This window comes from Flavobacterium panici, assembly GCF_024499525.1.
Taxonomy (GTDB): Bacteria; Bacteroidota; Bacteroidia; order Flavobacteriales; family Flavobacteriaceae; genus Flavobacterium; species Flavobacterium panici.
In genome coordinates, this window is sequence record NZ_CP100437.1 from 3,798,083 (window position 1) to 3,814,448 (window position 16,366).

At 34.1% G+C, this 16,366-nt stretch carries 12 protein-coding genes; 7 read left to right on the forward strand and 5 right to left on the reverse strand.

Going from position 1 to position 16,366, the window contains the following annotated elements; translation table 11 throughout:
* Positions 1 to 377 precede the first annotated feature (377 nt).
* Positions 378 to 1,802 carry an aminotransferase-like domain-containing protein gene (locus tag NLJ00_RS15975; protein WP_053472207.1) on the reverse strand — a complete coding sequence of 475 codons (1,425 nt, stop codon included), beginning with the start codon at positions 1,800 to 1,802 and terminating at the stop codon, positions 378 to 380.
* Between the two features lie 101 nt (positions 1,803 to 1,903).
* Between NLJ00_RS15975 and NLJ00_RS15980 the strand changes: the two genes are divergently transcribed.
* Positions 1,904 to 2,821, forward strand: a complete 918-nt coding sequence (locus tag NLJ00_RS15980; protein WP_180859809.1) for an EamA family transporter — start codon at positions 1,904 to 1,906, stop codon at positions 2,819 to 2,821.
* Between the two features lie 325 nt (positions 2,822 to 3,146).
* A complete protein-coding gene (locus NLJ00_RS15985; protein ID WP_256634525.1) occupies positions 3,147 to 5,405 on the forward strand; it encodes an acyl-CoA dehydrogenase family protein in 2,259 nt (752 codons plus the stop codon).
* A gap of 287 nt (positions 5,406 to 5,692) precedes the next feature.
* On the opposite strand, the gene NLJ00_RS15990 is transcribed toward NLJ00_RS15985, so the two are convergent.
* The gene (locus tag NLJ00_RS15990; protein WP_256634526.1) at positions 5,693 to 6,037 is read right to left on the reverse strand and encodes a 5-carboxymethyl-2-hydroxymuconate Delta-isomerase; all 345 of its coding nucleotides are present in this window, start codon (positions 6,035 to 6,037) and stop codon (positions 5,693 to 5,695) included.
* A 161-nt stretch (positions 6,038 to 6,198) separates the two neighbouring features.
* Here NLJ00_RS15990 and NLJ00_RS15995 point away from each other — a divergent pair, with 161 nt between their 5' ends.
* From NLJ00_RS15995 to NLJ00_RS16010, 4 genes are all read left to right on the forward strand, one after another.
* Positions 6,199 to 7,827, forward strand: coding sequence for a DUF6377 domain-containing protein (locus NLJ00_RS15995; RefSeq protein WP_256634527.1), 1,629 nt, complete (start codon positions 6,199 to 6,201; stop codon positions 7,825 to 7,827).
* Between the two features lie 207 nt (positions 7,828 to 8,034).
* Positions 8,035 to 10,251: a glycoside hydrolase family 3 C-terminal domain-containing protein gene (locus NLJ00_RS16000; protein ID WP_256634528.1), complete on the forward strand. Its 2,217-nt coding sequence runs from the start codon at positions 8,035 to 8,037 to the stop codon at positions 10,249 to 10,251.
* 112 nt (positions 10,252 to 10,363) lie between these two features.
* Positions 10,364 to 11,011 (forward strand): DUF1349 domain-containing protein, encoded by a 648-nt coding sequence (locus NLJ00_RS16005; protein ID WP_256634529.1) that lies wholly within the window; start codon positions 10,364 to 10,366, stop codon positions 11,009 to 11,011.
* A gap of 106 nt (positions 11,012 to 11,117) precedes the next feature.
* Complete coding sequence (locus tag NLJ00_RS16010) at positions 11,118 to 12,245, forward strand: acyltransferase family protein (RefSeq protein WP_256634530.1); 1,128 nt, start codon at positions 11,118 to 11,120, stop codon at positions 12,243 to 12,245.
* 437 nt (positions 12,246 to 12,682) lie between these two features.
* Here NLJ00_RS16010 and NLJ00_RS16015 read toward each other — a convergent pair whose 3' ends face one another.
* The 3 genes from NLJ00_RS16015 to NLJ00_RS16025 all read right to left on the reverse strand — a co-directional run bounded on the left by NLJ00_RS16015 (position 12,683) and on the right by NLJ00_RS16025 (position 14,957).
* Positions 12,683 to 13,789, reverse strand: coding sequence for an NADH:flavin oxidoreductase (locus NLJ00_RS16015; protein ID WP_256634531.1), 1,107 nt, complete (start codon positions 13,787 to 13,789; stop codon positions 12,683 to 12,685).
* A 7-nt stretch (positions 13,790 to 13,796) separates the two neighbouring features.
* A complete protein-coding gene (locus NLJ00_RS16020; RefSeq protein ID WP_035644774.1) occupies positions 13,797 to 14,099 on the reverse strand; it encodes an ArsR/SmtB family transcription factor in 303 nt (100 codons plus the stop codon).
* Positions 14,100 to 14,354: 255 nt separating this feature from the next.
* The gene (locus NLJ00_RS16025) at positions 14,355 to 14,957 is read right to left on the reverse strand and encodes a hypothetical protein (RefSeq protein WP_256634532.1); all 603 of its coding nucleotides are present in this window, start codon (positions 14,955 to 14,957) and stop codon (positions 14,355 to 14,357) included.
* A gap of 393 nt (positions 14,958 to 15,350) precedes the next feature.
* Between NLJ00_RS16025 and NLJ00_RS16030 the strand changes: the two genes are divergently transcribed.
* Positions 15,351 to 15,845, forward strand: coding sequence for a TlpA family protein disulfide reductase (locus NLJ00_RS16030; RefSeq protein ID WP_256634533.1), 495 nt, complete (start codon positions 15,351 to 15,353; stop codon positions 15,843 to 15,845).
* Positions 15,846 to 16,366: the final 521 nt, after the last annotated feature.

Sequence of the window (16,366 nt, forward strand, 5' to 3'; positions counted from 1 at the left end):
TTTATTGAAGTTGCTGAGAGGCTAAGTTGCTAAGGTTCTGAGTTTTTGTCATTGCGAAGAACGAAGCAACCGCACTAACAAATCGACAAAAATATAAACGCAAACATTTTAAACATAGCCAGTGGTTTCAACCACTGGAACACAATGTAATCACAATGCAATGTCATACTCCATGTCCTCGTGGTTGAAACCACGGGCTATATTAATTGAAGATGCTATTCTAAGTTTTTTTTATTTTCAAAAGCACACAGTTTTGTCATTGCGACTGAAAGGAGAAATCGCACTAGAAACTCTGCACAGATATTCGCCAATCTTTGTCGATTTACGAGTGCGATTTCTCGTTCCTCGAAATGACAAACTAATCGCAAAGACAAACTTTACAACTGTTTCGCTGCCAATCTCCCCAAAGTTCGAATAGATTCCCGCAATTCATTACTCCACGGAAGCCCAAAACTCAAACGCATACAATTCGAAAACTGATTTTGAAAAGAGAAAATCCTTCCGGGCGCGATACTGATATTATGTTTCATAGCCAGATGATAAAACGCAGCAGTATCAATTTTTTTATCTAATTCAACCCAAAGGAAAAAGCCGCCCTGAGGCTGGCTCACTTTTGTTCCTGCGGGAAAAGATTCTAAAACTGTATTGATATAATTATTACAATTGCGATTCAGTATTTGGCGGATTTTTCTAAGATGATTTTCATAGCGTCCGTTTTTCAGGAAATCACCCACAACTTCATGTGTAATTGTAGGAGAGGAGAGCGTGTGGTAAATTTTATTACGAAGGATTTCTTTTTTAAATTTCCCAGGTGAAACCCAGCCGGCGCGATAACCCGGTGCCAGTGTTTTAGAAACAGAACTGCAGCAAAGTACAATACCGCTTTCGTCGTAAGTCTTGCAATTTGTCGGGCGGCTTGCGCCAAAGTACAAATCGCCGTGAATATCATCTTCAATTAATGGAATGTTGTAAAACTCCATCAATTTTACCACTTCTTTTTTGTGTTCAGCAGGCATCATGCTTCCAGAAGGATTACTAAAATTACTCATCAATAAACAAAGTGTAACTTTTTTAGTCGCAAGAGCTTTTTTCAGCGCTTCTAATTCTATGCCCGTTGTCATATTGGTAGGCAGTTCCATAATATATAAACCCAAAGATTTAGCCAATTGCAGAATTCCAAAATAAGCAGGACTTTCGGTAATAATAGTATCTCCTGGTTTTGTCAACGTCATTAAACAATGCGATATGGCGCTTGTACAGCCCGGCATCGTTATAATATCCCGCTCTGTTAAAGAACCGCCCCAGCTAAAAGACCAGCGCGCAATTTCTTTTCTTAAATTCAAATTACCTTGTACTTCTTCATAGCTTGTTCCGCTGTTTGGCAGCTGGCGCATCGCCTGAACCATTCCTTTGTTTAATTTTGCAATAGGAAGAAGCTCATTTGATGGAAAACCCAGCGACAGCATCGTAATATTTTTATCGGTCATATTACCGTAAACCTGATCGATTAAATCTTCCCGATCTATGTTTTCGCATTTTAATATGGGACTGCTGGCAGAAGGTTCCGGAATTGTTCTGGCCGAGATATTACTCACATAATAACCCGACTGAGGGCGCGATTCGATTAAAGACCTGCTTTCGACTTCATAATACGCTTTGCTTACCGTACTCATGCTGTAACCCGTTTCGGCACAAACTTCCCGGATCGAAGGCAGTTTGTCTCCAACATTTAAAAGCCCTGATTTTATCTGCTTTTCAATAACGTCTGCAAACTGCAGATACAAGTAATTTGAACTCTTCATAAAAATAAACTGTTATGCTGCAATTTACAAAAACTGTATCTGTATTGCTGTTTTATTTTTTAGAAATTTGTTTCATAGAAAATTAAACAAACTAAAATTTCGTGAAAACAACAAAATACTACATAGCGGCGATTACTTGTTTTGTAATCTGGGGATTTTTTAGTTTGGTTTTAAAACCAATACATGATTATGCCTCATTGGATATATTATTCTATCGTGTTTTCAGCTGCAGCATTTTAATGCTCCTGATTTCTTTTACATTTAGACGAAAAAAGGTTAAAGAAGCAATAGCAGTTTTTAAAGCAATGCCAAAAGCTGAAAAGAGAAAATCGGCTTTATTAAATATTGGCGGAAGCGTTTTTCTAATGGCTAATTGGTTTACCTTTATTTATGTAATGAATCATGTCAGCGTAAAAGCAACCTCTTTGGCCTATTTGGTCTGTCCAATTTTAACCACATTACTGGCATATTTTATTTTGCACGAAAAACTAAGTAAAACACAATGGATTGCAGTTGGATTAAGTATTTCAGGCTGTATTCTTTTGTCTTATGCCAATATAATGGATATGTTTTTCAGCATCATAATTGGCTTTACTTATGCCGCATATTTAGTAAGTCAGCGCGTTAACAAAGGTTTTGATAAATTTATAGTGCTAACGTTTCATATTACTTTGGCCGCTTTATTTTTAGTGCCTTTTTTTCCAGCCTACAGCGGACCAATTCCAACAGAATTTAGGTTTTATTTTTGTATCGAAACTATCGCCATTTTGTTTACCATTTTTCCGTTGTTTCTTAATCTGTATGCACTTTCAGGAATAAATTCATCAACTGTTGGGATGCTTTTAAACATCAATCCAATGATTGCTTTTTTACTGGCCATGTTTTTTTATAAAGAACCATTTGGCATTATACAAATTATAGCATATGGCATTATTTTTATTGCAGTGTTAGTTTTTAATTCACATCATATTTTTGCCATAAAACAGAAATATATCCTGTCGTCTAAAGATTCTCAGTAATGTATCTCTCATATTTTATTGGTTAAAAAATGTAAAATTACGAGAATCTTAACAGGGTTTTAAAACAGGAATGAGTATTTTTCATTCCTGTTTTTTTATGCAGTAAATTGAAATATATCGGCCACAGATTATACAGATTAAAAGGATTTTTTTTCGCCACGAATTACACGAATTTTCACGAATTTATTTTTTATACTAATTCTTTAAATTAATTTGAATTCGTGAAAATTTGTGTAATTCGTGGCAAATTTTCAACACAAAGAAAATAATCTTTTTAATCCGTGCAATCTGTGGCAAAAAAAAATAAAAACCGAATCTCTATTATATGAAACCAGCAAAACTTCAAGCTTTTACTCCATTGTTTTATTTAGTGTGGTCTGATGATCTTTTAACTCAAAAGGAATTTGCCACATTAAAAGAATTTATAAAATCTCAAAAAGCCCTTTCAGCCGAAGAACAGGAATATCTTCTATCTAAAGTTGATATTTCAAATCCGCCTTCGCGAAATGAACTCGCACAATGGAAACTGGATATTGAAAAAAGCATTCAGGATAAATCTTCTATAAAATCTATTTTTGATATTGCCGTAGCGCTTTCAGATAAAGATTTGGATATTTCATCCTTAGAATCAGACTTTACAAAACTTGAAAACGATCTTGGAATTTTAGGCGAAGAAGCACTTCAAAACTTCAAAACAAAAGCCGATTCTTTTACCGCAAATTCGCAAACGACAAGCAATTTTGACATTCAAAAAATAACCGAATTTCTGGACGGAAAAGAAGCCCACATCATAAAAAAAGTAAAATCAGTGATTTCAAGACCTGAATTTGCTTACGAAACTTCGACAGATATCAATGTTTTTCGCCAAACGGTTTACAATTGGTGTAAAATTCTAGCCGATGAAAACTTAGGAAATATGGCTTATCCGAAGGAATATGGCGGAGGAGGAAACGTAGAAGATTATTTTGCCATTATGGAAACGCTGAGTTATCACGACTTAAGTTTGGTGATAAAATTTGGTGTTCAGTTTGGACTTTGGGGAATGAGCGTCCAGTCTCTCGGAACCGAAAAACATTATGCAAAATATCTAAAAGATATTGGTTCCTTAAAACTTCCGGGTTGTTTCGCCATGACCGAAACACATCACGGATCGAACGTAAAAGGTTTAGAAACTACGGCAACATACAATCATAACGATCAGACTTTTACGATTCATACGCCAAATAAAAATGCTCAAAAAGAATATATCGGAAACGCCGCAGTCCACGGGCAAATGGCAACTGTTTTCGCTAAATTAATTATCGACAATCACGATTATGGCGTAAATGCTTTTGTAGTTCCGCTAAGAGATAAAAACGGAAATACTCTAAAAGGCGTTACAATTGGTGACTGCGGACATAAAATGGGATTAAATGGCGTAGACAACGGAACAATTAGTTTTGATAATGTTGTGATTTCGAAAGAAAATATGCTGGATCGTTTTGCTTCTGTAAACGATAAAGGAGAATTTGAAAGTCCGATTCCGAGTGATAACAGAAGATTTTTTACCATGTTAGGAACTTTGGTAGGAGGAAGAATCGGAATTCCGCGTTCGGCTTTGGCTGCAGCCAAATCTGGATTGACAATTGCCATTCGCTACAGCGATCAGCGTCGACAATTTGGCCCAGAAGGCGGGTCAGAAGTTCCGATTTTAAATTACAGAATGCACCAACGCAGATTGTTACCGCATTTAGCAAAAACATATGCTGTTCATTTTGCACTTCAATATCTGACTAAAAGATTTTTGAACAGGACAGAATCCGAAATGCAGGAAATCGAAGCGCTTGCAGCCGGAATGAAATCCTACTCGACCTGGAGTACAAGAGATATATTACAAGAATGTCGTGAAGCTTGCGGCGGAAAAGGTTATTTGTCTGAAAACCGAATTGACGCATTAAAAAATGATACTGAAATTTACACCACTTTTGAAGGTGATAATACCGTTTTAATGCAATTGGTTGCTAAAAACCGTTTATCAGAATTCAGAAAATCTTTCGGAGAAATGGGCTCTTTGGGAATTATCAATTATGTATATGAAAATGCCAAAATAGCCATTACAGAGAAAAATCCAATCGCAACCAGAAGATCAGATGATGAACATTTACTTGACGGCGAATTTCATTTACAGGCATTTGTACACAGAGAAAAAACAATTCTGGCTTCGGCAGCGAGACGTATCAAGAAATTGGTCGACGGCGGATTAGAAGCTTATGATGCTTTTAATGTTGTGCAGCATCAAATGATTGATGTCGCTCAGGCTTATTTGGAACGTATTGTTTTAGAACAATTTCAGGAAGCAATCAAAGCTATTGAAGATCAAAATTCAAAACAAATATTGACAAAATTATATCAGTTATACGCGCTTTCGCAGATAGAAAAAAACAAAGCCTGGTATCTTGAAGATGGATATATGGAAGCGGTGAAAACCAAAGCGGTTCGTAAAATAGTGAATCAGCTTTGCTGGGATATTCGTCCGGATGCTGTGGCGTTAGTAAATGCTTTTGATATTCCAGAGAGTTGTTTGGCTGCGCCTATTGCGGTGTAGTTTTTAAATATTTTTTTTAAACCATATAAGTGATATAAGGTTTATAAGTTTTTAGAGGAACTTTGTCAAAGTTTTAAACTTTGACAAAGTTTTTTTTTCTTTCGATAAGGTTTAACGCAAAGTTTGTCATTCCGAGGAACGAGGAATCGCACTAGAAATTCCGTACAGCAGATCGCCAATCTTTGTCGATTCTCTAGTGCGATTCCTCGTTCCTCGGAATGACAATATCATGGAAAATATTATAACATTTATTATTTGTAATAAAATTATTTATATCACAAAACCAATCAAATCATTTTACTATTAAAATAACCTGCCTTTTGAAAATCATCAATATTCATAGAAATCGATTTAACTTCGGGCAAAATAGTATTAAGTTTCGTTACAATTGCTTTTGATAAATTGTTTTTTTGTTCCTCATTTCGGCCTTCCATTATGTAGCCAAAAACATGGATGAAATCACTCAAAGTATTGCCATTATTATAATGTGAGAAAGGGTTTATGCGAACTTTAATTTCTGGAGCAGTAAAAAGATCTGTTGATAAAGCTGAATTAAAAACTTCCTGCATGATGTCATCTGCAGATTTTAATCTTAATACATTTTCAGAACATTCGATGATAAAATTTGGCATTTGATAATAGTTTAGGTTAGAAATTCACTTCAATCAAAATTATAAAAATCATCATTAGTTTTAGGTTATTTTGCGAGATATATAAATAATTCATTTTTCTATTTACACTTTATTATATTTGTACGTTACATTTATTTTTATTCAGTTTGAAAAATCCATTTTTGTTACTTTTAATTGTCTTGACTAACTTTTCGGCTTTCGCTTCGGAAAGTACAGATGATATTATAGACAAGTTAAATCTGGCGCTAAAAAACAAACAGCATTATGTTCGGTTAAAGGAAGAAAGGATTCTAAACTTCAAGAAAATCAAATCAGAGGATTTAACGAAAGAACAAGAGTACAATTACAATAAAACCTTATATACTGAATATCAAAAATTCAATTCAGATTCGGCTATTTTGTACGTAAAAAAGAATTTAAAAATTGCCGATGAACTTCACGATAAAGATTTGGCCGATTTAGCCAATCTGCAATTGGTTACACTTTATTCTTCTTCAGGAAAATACAGGGAATCTGAAGCAATTTTAAAAAGTATTGACAAAAACAAATTGTCAAAATCCCTGCTTCCCAACTACTTTGTTTCGTATCGTGAATTTTTTGAGCATTACGCGGCAAATAGTTACAGTAAAGAATATTTACAGCAAATTCAAAAATACCGTGATTCGTTATTGATGGTTTTAGATCCAAAATCTATTAATTACCAAATCAATAAAATTCAGCACGATGTATATCATAAAAAAATAGTTAGTGCCCAAAAGCAATTAATGAACCTGCTTAAAAATACCAGCGAAGATGATCCGCAATATGCCATGATTACCTATTTGCTTGGAAACATTTATGAGCATACACATCAGCTTGAATTGCGAAAAAAATATTATGCACTTTCCGCAACCGCTGATATTAAAAATGCTAATAAAGACAATGCTTCGCTACAGGAACTGGCTTTGGTTTTTTACGAAATCGAAGATGTCGATATGGCGTATAAACTAACGCAATCGGCAATTGAAGATGCGCTTTATTGTAATGTACAGTTTCGAACGCTTTTAATGTCTGAAGTTTATTCGATCATTAATACCGTTTATTTAGAAAAAGAAGCCAAACGAAAAACAGAATTACAGCTTTATTTAATCTGCATCAGTTTACTTTCTGTATTTTTAATTATTGCAATTATTTACGTTTACAAACAAATGAAAAAGGTTTCTAGAATTCGGGGAGAACTCTATGAAACCAGTCAAAAATTAGCCGAATTAAATCAGGATATTACTGAAACCAATAATCAGCTGCAGGAACGTAACGCACAATTATCTGAATCGAATCATATCAAGGAAGAATATATTGCACATTTTTTCAGCCTTTGTTCAACTTACATTAATAAACTGGAGAATTACCGCATTATTTTAAATAAAAAAGCAACGGCAAAACAATTTGACGAAATCTACAAAATGCTAAAGTCAACGACTTTGGTTGATACAGAATTAGAAGAATTGTATAAAAACTTCGATATTATTTTCCTGAATTTATATCCCACTTTCGTAAAAGACTTTAATGCCCTTTTAATTAAAGAAGAACAAATCGTTTTAAAACAGGGAGAATTGCTAAATACTGAGCTTAGAATTTTTGCTTTGATTCGTTTAGGAATTAACGACAGTGTAAAAATTGCGGCCTTTCTTCGTTACTCTTTAAGTACAATTTACAATTATCGAACAAGAGCCCGAAATAAAGCGGCAGTTTCGAGAAATGATTTTGAAGAAATGGTCATGAAAATAGGTTTAATTACGTTGAAAATCTAAAGATTTATTTTAAAATCACTACTTTTTTTGATCCTTATTTTTTGTTAAAAAACTGATAATCAATATTTTAATTTTTTAATTCACTACTTTTTTTCGTTTAAAAATTCAAAACGAACTATAACGTTTTAGCTTTACAATATTATTAAAAGGTACAATTGACCACTTGTATCTATACCAAAAATTGAATGCTTAAATAAATTACTAGTTATGTTTAAAAACGTTAAAACAATCCTTGTTTTAGTTTTGTTGAGTTCATTCGGATTGAATGCACAAAATAAGGTTCCGGTTTATCTTGATGATAAAAAGCCAATTAGCGAGCGTGTAGAAGATGCGCTTTCAAGAATGACAACCGAAGAAAAAATTGCCATAATTCATGCGCAGTCAAAATTTAGTTCACCTGGTGTAAAACGCCTTGGAATTCCGGAAAACTGGATGACTGACGGACCACACGGAATTCGTACTGAAGTAAAATGGGACGAATGGGACCAAGCAGGTTGGACAAATGATTCTTGTATTGCATTTCCGGCTTTAACCGCACTTTCTTCAACATGGAATAAAGAATTAGCTTCTTTATACGGAAAATCAATTGGAGAAGAAGCGCGTTACCGAAACAAAAACGTACTATTAGGCCCTGGAGTTAACATTTACAGAAGCCCTTTAAACGGTCGTAACTTCGAATACATGGGAGAAGATCCTTTCTTAACTTCAAAAATGGTAGTTCCTTATATTAAAGGAGTACAGTCTAATGGAGTTGCTGCCTGTGTAAAACATTTCGCTTTAAACAATCAGGAAACAAACCGTAATTCTGTTAACGTAGTAGTTGACGACCGTGCGTTGTACGAAATTTATCTTCCGGCTTTTAAAGCAGCTGTACAAGAAGGTGAAGTTTGGGCAATTATGGGAGCTTACAATAAATACAAAGGACAGCAATGCTGCCACAACGAATATTTATTAAACGATATTCTTCGCGGAGAATGGGGCTTTAAAGGTGTTGTAGTTTCTGACTGGGGAGGCGTAAACGATACGAAACAAGCTATCCATAATGGTTTGGATATGGAATTTGGTTCTTGGACAAACGGACTTTCTTGGGGAACTAGTAATGCTTATGATAATTATTACTTAGCAAAACCATATTCTGAAATGATCAGAAAAGGGGAGATAGGAACAAAAGAATTAGACGAAAAAGTACGTCGCGTTTTACGTTTGGCTTTCTTAACTACAATGGATAGAAATCGTCCTTTTGGATCTTTTGGAACAGAAGAACATGCTAAAGCAGGTTTAAAAATTGCTCAGGAAGGAATTGTTTTATTACAAAACAACAATAATATTTTACCAATCGATCTTTCTAAAACTAAAAAGATTGCCGTTATTGGTGAAAATGCTATTAAAATGATGACTGTAGGAGGAGGAAGTTCTTCTCTAAAAGCACGTTACGAAATTACACCTCTTGAAGGTTTAAAGAAAAGAATTGGTAATCAGGCTGAAATCGTTTATGCTCGTGGTTATGTTGGAGATCCAACAAGTAATTATAACGGAGTTGTAGCAAAAGTAAGTTTAGAAGAAAAACGTTCTCCTGCTGAATTAACTGCTGAGGCTTTAAAAGTGGCTAAAGATGCTGATATTGTATTGTTTATTGGAGGTTTGAATAAAGCCCCAAATCAGGATGATGAAGGACACGATCGTAACGGATTAGAGCTTTCTTATGGTCAGGATAAATTAATCAGCGAATTGGCAAAAGTAAATAAGAATATTGTTTACATAAATATTTCTGGAAATGCGGTTGCAATGCCGTGGGTAAAAGAAGTTCCGGGAATTGTTCAGGGATGGTTTTTAGGAACTGAAGCTGGAAATGCTTTGGCATCGGTTTTAGTTGGAGATGTAAACCCTTCTGGAAAATTATCTTTCACTTTCCCGGTAAAATTATCAGATAACGGAGCACACGCTTTAGGAGAATTTCCAGGTAAAGATGAAGTAAAATACAACGAAGGAATTTTTGTTGGATACCGTTGGGCAGACAAACAAAAAATAAAACCTTTGTTCTCTTTCGGACACGGATTAAGCTACACGACTTTTGCATACGGAAAAGTAACAGCTGATAAAAAACAAATTTCAAGCAGTGATAAAATCACGTTTTCTGTTACGGTAAAAAATACAGGCAGCAGAGAAGGTTCTGAAGTGGTACAGCTTTATATCAGCGATTTAAAATCTTCATTACCTCGTCCGATTAAAGAATTAAAAGGATTTGAGAAAGTTTCGCTAAAAGCGGGAGAAGAAAAAACAGTAACGTTTACAATCGATAAAACGGCTTTAAGTTTCTTCGATGATAAAAAACACGACTGGGTTGCTGAACCGGGAGCTTTTGAAGCTATCGTAGGAGCATCTTCAACTGATATAAAATCTAAAGTGGGCTTCTCACTTCAATAATTTCATTATTTCTAAATTGGTTGGTTGTAAAGCTGCAAGTGTAAAAAGTTGCAGCTTTGCTTTATATTTTAGTTAGAAGTAAGACGTTTTTTTAATCTTATAAAATCATAAAATGAAACGAATACTACTATTTGCCACAGCTTTTATTTTATTCCAAAAACTTTCGGCGCAAAGTCTGGAAAAAATGCAATGGTTTAATGAACCTGAAAAATGGGAAATTAAAAACAATGCCTTAATCATGAACGTAACGGCTAACAGCGATTACTGGAGAATTTCTCATTACGGATTCACGGTTGATGATGCGCCTTTTTACTATGCAACTTACGGCGGTGAATTTGAAGCCAAAGTAAAAATCACCGGAAATTATATCGCTCGTTTTGACCAAATGGGATTAATGATTCGCGTTGACGAAAAAAACTACATTAAAACCGGAGTAGAATTTGTTGACGGGAAATTCAATATCAGCACTGTTGTAACACATGATAAAAGCGACTGGAGCGTAACTACTCTTGAAAAAGCGCCGCCGTTTATCTGGATCAAAGCCGTTAGAAGATTAGATGCCGTTGAGGTATTTTATTCTTTTGATGATAAAAATTACATCATGACCAGAAACGCGCCTTTACAAGATAATACGCCTGTAATGGTTGGATTAATGGCCGCTTCGCCTGACGGAAAAGGTTTTGAAGCTAAATTCGAAAACTTCTCTGTAAAACATTTAGCAGATCAAAGAAGATTAGAATGGCTGAAAAATCATCAATAATAATTGTTAATGGTTAATTGTGAATTATAAATTATTAATTCACAGCTAATCATTAACAATTTACAATTCACCATTCACCATTAACCATTAATAACTCACCATTATTATGAATGATATAAAACCAAAAAAACATTACGAGATTCTCGATGGTTTGCGTGGAGTTGCGGCTATTTTAGTTGTTATTTTTCACATTTTTGAAACCTTTAGCGGCGGAAATCGTTTTATACAGATAATCAATCACGGTTATTTAGCCGTTGATTTCTTTTTTCTTTTATCAGGGTTTGTTGTCGCTTATGCGTATGACGATCGCTGGGGGAAAATGACGCAATGGGAATTCTACAAACGCCGATTAATACGCTTACAGCCTATGGTGATTATGGGAATGATCATTGGCGCTATATTTTATTATTTTCAGGCCTCAGATATATTGTTTCCACAAATTGCAGGAATGGAAGTGTGGAAAGTAATTTTAACCATGATTATTGGTTTCACTTTATTGCCAATTCCGCCTTCAATGGAAATCAGAGGCTGGGGTGAAATGCATCCTTTAAATGGTCCGGCATGGTCACTTTTTTTCGAATACATCGCAAACATCTTGTACGCCCTAATTTTCCGCAGATTTTCGAATAAAGTACTATCAGTTTTTGTACTGATATTTGCCGGACTGTTAATTAACTATACTGTTTTTGGTCCAAAAGGTGATGTAATTGGCGGCTGGTCATTAAACCTGGAACAAATAAATGTTGGTTTCACCAGATTATTGTATCCGTTTTTTGCCGGAATTTTACTTTCACGTTTAGGAAAACTAATTCACATAAAAGGAGCATTTTGGGTTTGCAGTATTTTAATCACAATTGTTTTGGCATTGCCAAGATTTGGTGATGAAGATACGTTATGGATGAATGGTTTATACGAATCTTTCGTTATCATTTTAATCTTCCCAATTATTGTTGCAATAGGAGCGGGCGGACAAATTAAAAACGCTTTCTCGGCAAAAATATGCAAACTTTTAGGTGATATTTCATATCCAATTTACATTACACATTATCCTTTAATTTATTGGTATACCGCTTGGGTTGTTGATAATAAAGTGTCGCTAAAAGATGGATTCATCCCTGGAATTGCACTTCTGGTAGCAAGTATTGTTTTAGCTTTTGTATGTTTAAAATTATACGACGAACCGGTTAGAAATTGGCTTCAGAATAAATTTCAAAGAGTTAAAAAAGTTACATAGGCTCAAAGGGACAAAGGTTCAAAGGAAAAAAACTCTGTTCCTTTAAACCTTTACCACTCTGTACCTAAATAAAAATCTTGAATTTCTAATTTTGTTAGTTATAGATATTCAAAAAAGGGATGAAATTTCATGTTTTCATCCCTTTATTTTTTTGTTTTTATAGAGACGCACAGTGCGTCTTTTTTTTGCCACAGATTAAAAAGATTAAAAATGATTTTATTTTGTATGAATTTGCAAAAAAGCGTTTAAATCTTGTGTCAATACTTTGCGTAGACGCACTGCTGTGCGCCTCTACGGATATTGATAACGGATAATTGTTGTGGCAAAATAAAATAAAAAAGGATGAAACTTTATAGTTTCATCCTTTTTATATATTTCATCCAAAAGGAAAACCTTTGTTCCTTTGAACCTTTGTAACTCTGAACCTTTAAAAAAAATTATTCTAAAACCAATGCTCCCAAAGCTTCTTTACTAAACCCTTTTAATTCATCCGTTTTTCCGGCTTTAATTTTAGCAGTCCAATTTGGGTCAGATAGTAAAGGTCTTCCAACGGCAACCAAATCAAAATCACCTCTGTCGAAACGTCTGTTTAATTCTTCTAAAGAAGTTGGCTGAGAGCTTTCACCAGCAAAAGCACCAAAGAAATCTCCAGAAAGACCAACAGAACCAACTGTAATAGTTGGAGCTCCGGTAACTTTTTTAGCCCAGCCTGCAAAGTTTAAATCAGAATCTTCAAACTCTGGTTCCCAGAATCTGCGTTGCGAAGCGTGTATAATATCCACTCCAGCGTCAACAAGAGGAGTAAGCCAAGCTTCTAATTCCTGCGGATTTTTTGCCAGTTTATAATTGTAATCAGAAGGTTTAAATTGAGAAAAACGCATGATTACAGCAAAATCGTTACCTACTTGTTTTCTAACTTCTTTAATCACTTCAATAGCAAAACGATTACGTTCCGGTAAAGTTTTTCCGCCGTAAATGTCTTCACGTAAATTTGTTTCAGCTCTAAAGAACTGGTCAATTAAATAACCGTGTGCACCGTGAATTTCGATAGTATCAAAACCTAACCTTTTAGCATCAGCCGCAGCTTGACCAAAAGCAAGAATTGTATCTTCAATATCTTTTTCAGTCATGGTAACACCATTTCTAAAATCAGGACGATTTAATCCAGAAGGACCTTCAAAAGGAACTGGCGGAACCCATCCTGAGTGGTGGTTATCCATAATTCCCATATGCCAAATCTGCGGGCCCATTTTTCCGCCTGCAGCGTGAACTCCATCAATAATTTTTTTCCATCCGTTTAAAGAAGCTTCACCGTGAAAATGCGGTACATTAGCATCATTTGATGATGAAGGTCTGTTGATTACAGTTCCTTCAGATAATATTAAACCAACTTCGCCTTCAGCTCTTTTTTGGTAGTAAGCAGCTACATCATCAGTTGGAACTCCGTTTGGAGAAAAAGAGCGCGTCATTGGCGCCATTACGATTCGGTTTTTAAGGTTTAACGATTTTAAGTTAAACGGCGAAAACAGGTTGTTTGTACTCATAAGTAATTTACAAATTAGATTGAATTAATTTACTGAGTGCTTCAAAGGCACCTTCGTTGCGTTTATAGTAAGTCCATTGTCCAACACGTTTGGCTTCGATGAAACCGGCGCGTTGTAAAATAGACAAGTATTCAGATACTGTAGATTGTGTCAAACCGGCTTTGGCCTGAATTTGTCCCACGCAGACTCCGTGTTCAAATCCGCCATGTTCCAGCTGACTGGGAAAGTTTATTTCGGGTTCCTTAAGCCATTCCAGCATTTGTAGTCTGGACTTGTTAGAGAGTGCCTTAAAAAGTTCTATATTTTCCATGATGCAAATATATCGACTTTTCCCGATATATCAATTTAAAGAAATATTTTTAGGAAAATTTTATGATGGAGGAGGAGAAATGATGAAGAATTTAGGAAAGAAAAATTATATTTGCTTGCGTATTAATCTCGCAATCCCGATAGCTATCGGGAGCGAAGTCGCAAAATTTTTTTCAATTGCCTCCAGCTTTAGCTGGAGGTAGCAAGAAAGGTAAGAAAAGGGCTTTAGTCAAATTTTATATTGGCTTTTTATTTATTATTTAATTTCAATAATAAGTTCTGGTATTGCTGGCTCTGCATTTAAATAATAAGATGAATATTGATCCCACCATTCGAAATCTGGGATTAAATTTAATTCACTTACCCTATATTCTTCAAAGAATTGTGTTGTTTTGTTTGATACTATGACTCTTATAAGTTCTCCAGAAGTATAATATTCAAATTTAAATTCATAATTTGTTTTTAAGTTCTCGTAATATTTATAGGTTTTATTATAGATAGGAGTATTTGTCTGGGTATCTAAATCTTGTGACATAATTGTTCGTCCATTTAATTCAATTTCTATTCCTTTACTTTCAAGTATTCTATTGAAATAAGTAAAACAATATAATTTATTATAATTGAGATCAATTTCTTCGATTTCAATAATTCCAATTAAATCATTATTTTTTAACAGAAGATTTTCGTGAGAAGTACCTAATTCAATATAATTAAGCTCATTGAATAATATATTGTTTTCATAATATTCTTTTTTTCTGAGTCTGTTATTCTCTTTAAATATTTTAATAAAAATGCTGTTTAATCCAACTTCTTGTTCAGTTAGATTCGCTCCGTATAAATCGGTGTATTCGATTTTCATTCTTTTTTAAATTAAAGTAATTAATATTAAAGTAATTAATATTAAAGTAATTAATATTAAAGTAATTAATATTAAAGTAAAATTATATTAATTAAATTTCTGTTTAAAGGAAAAAGTAAGAACTATCAAAAAAATGACCTTTTTTAAAATAACGCAATAAGTTTTATCAAAGAAAATTTATATTTGTTTTTAATTTCATTTAAGAAAGATATAGAACTTTTGTTCTCATTTTATGTCATTTCGACGAAGGAGAAATCGCATTAGAAATTCGACAAAGATTGGCGATTCTCTTTGTAGATTCACGAGTGCGATTTCTCCTTCGTCGAAATGACAAATCATATGACAATAATGAGATTAAAAAACGTTCCCCAAAACAAATAAACTTAATAAACTATGAAAAAAACTCTACTTATTTTAGGATTCTTATGTTGTGTAATAACCAGTTCAAAAGCGCAGGTTGTAGGTACAGATATTGGCGATATAGCGCCAGAAATTGATCTTCCTGATACAAAAGGAAACAATGTGGTACTTTCTTCTTTGCGAGGTTCATTAACTTTAGTTGACTTTTGGGCTTCCTGGTGCGGGCCATGTATTAAAGAACAGCCGACTTTATTAAAATTATACAACGCCTATCCAGATAAATTTTCAATTTACAGTGTTTCTATGGATACTAAAAAACCTTTATGGTTAGGAGCAATTGCAAAAGGAAAACTGCCTTGGATACAAGTAAGCGATTTAAAATATTGGAAATCTCCGGTTATTGGAGATTATATGCTTCAGTCTGTTCCCTTGAACTTTTTAATCGATAAAAACGGAATTATCATAGCTAAAAACATCCACGGAAAAGCTTTAGAAGATATGGTTAATAGTTTGTTGACAGCTCAATAAAATGGAATCAAACCTTTCTTATCAGACTTCCGTACAAGATTGCAAAATAATATCGAAATTGGTTCTTTAAAAGTGAATTTAAGTAACTTTAGACTATTTCCCATATTTGGCGGCGCAAAACCATTTTATGGACTTTTTGATGATAAAAGTTTTCGGTTAACTATAAATTCAGCGACATCACCCACAATTTTTATTGTGAGAGGAAATTACAAGAATATTGATAATAGGGTTAATGTGAATTACGTCGTTGAAGAAAACAGCAAATTTCAGTTGCTTTGGACGAAATTCTCTCCAGTAGTTTTTCTAATATTCATTAATGTATTTTTTCTTTTTTTTGGAAGAGGTCTTAGGCGAGCCACTACAATTGTGAGTTTGTTTCTTCTTATTGTTATTTTCTATTCAAGATGGAAAGAAGAAAGAAAGAGGAAAAAACTAGAACAAAAGTTTATCAGAATTTTTGAAATTAAATGAGATAAAAAATACAATACAGATCTTTGTCAAAGTTTCAAACTTTGACAAAG

Coding starts and splice junctions, on each gene's coding strand:
- NLJ00_RS15975 (WP_053472207.1), bottom strand. CDS start 1,802: ATGAAGAGTTCAAATTACTTGTATCTGCAGTTTGCAGACGTTATTGAA.
- NLJ00_RS15985 (WP_256634525.1), top strand. CDS start 3,147: ATGAAACCAGCAAAACTTCAAGCTTTTACTCCATTGTTTTATTTAGTG.
- NLJ00_RS15990 (WP_256634526.1), bottom strand. CDS start 6,037: ATGCCAAATTTTATCATCGAATGTTCTGAAAATGTATTAAGATTAAAA.
- NLJ00_RS16000 (WP_256634528.1), top strand. CDS start 8,035: ATGTTTAAAAACGTTAAAACAATCCTTGTTTTAGTTTTGTTGAGTTCA.
- NLJ00_RS16005 (WP_256634529.1), top strand. CDS start 10,364: ATGAAACGAATACTACTATTTGCCACAGCTTTTATTTTATTCCAAAAA.
- NLJ00_RS16010 (WP_256634530.1), top strand. CDS start 11,118: ATGAATGATATAAAACCAAAAAAACATTACGAGATTCTCGATGGTTTG.
- NLJ00_RS16015 (WP_256634531.1), bottom strand. CDS start 13,789: ATGAGTACAAACAACCTGTTTTCGCCGTTTAACTTAAAATCGTTAAAC.
- NLJ00_RS16020 (WP_035644774.1), bottom strand. CDS start 14,099: ATGGAAAATATAGAACTTTTTAAGGCACTCTCTAACAAGTCCAGACTA.
- NLJ00_RS16025 (WP_256634532.1), bottom strand. CDS start 14,957: ATGAAAATCGAATACACCGATTTATACGGAGCGAATCTAACTGAACAA.
- NLJ00_RS16030 (WP_256634533.1), top strand. CDS start 15,351: ATGAAAAAAACTCTACTTATTTTAGGATTCTTATGTTGTGTAATAACC.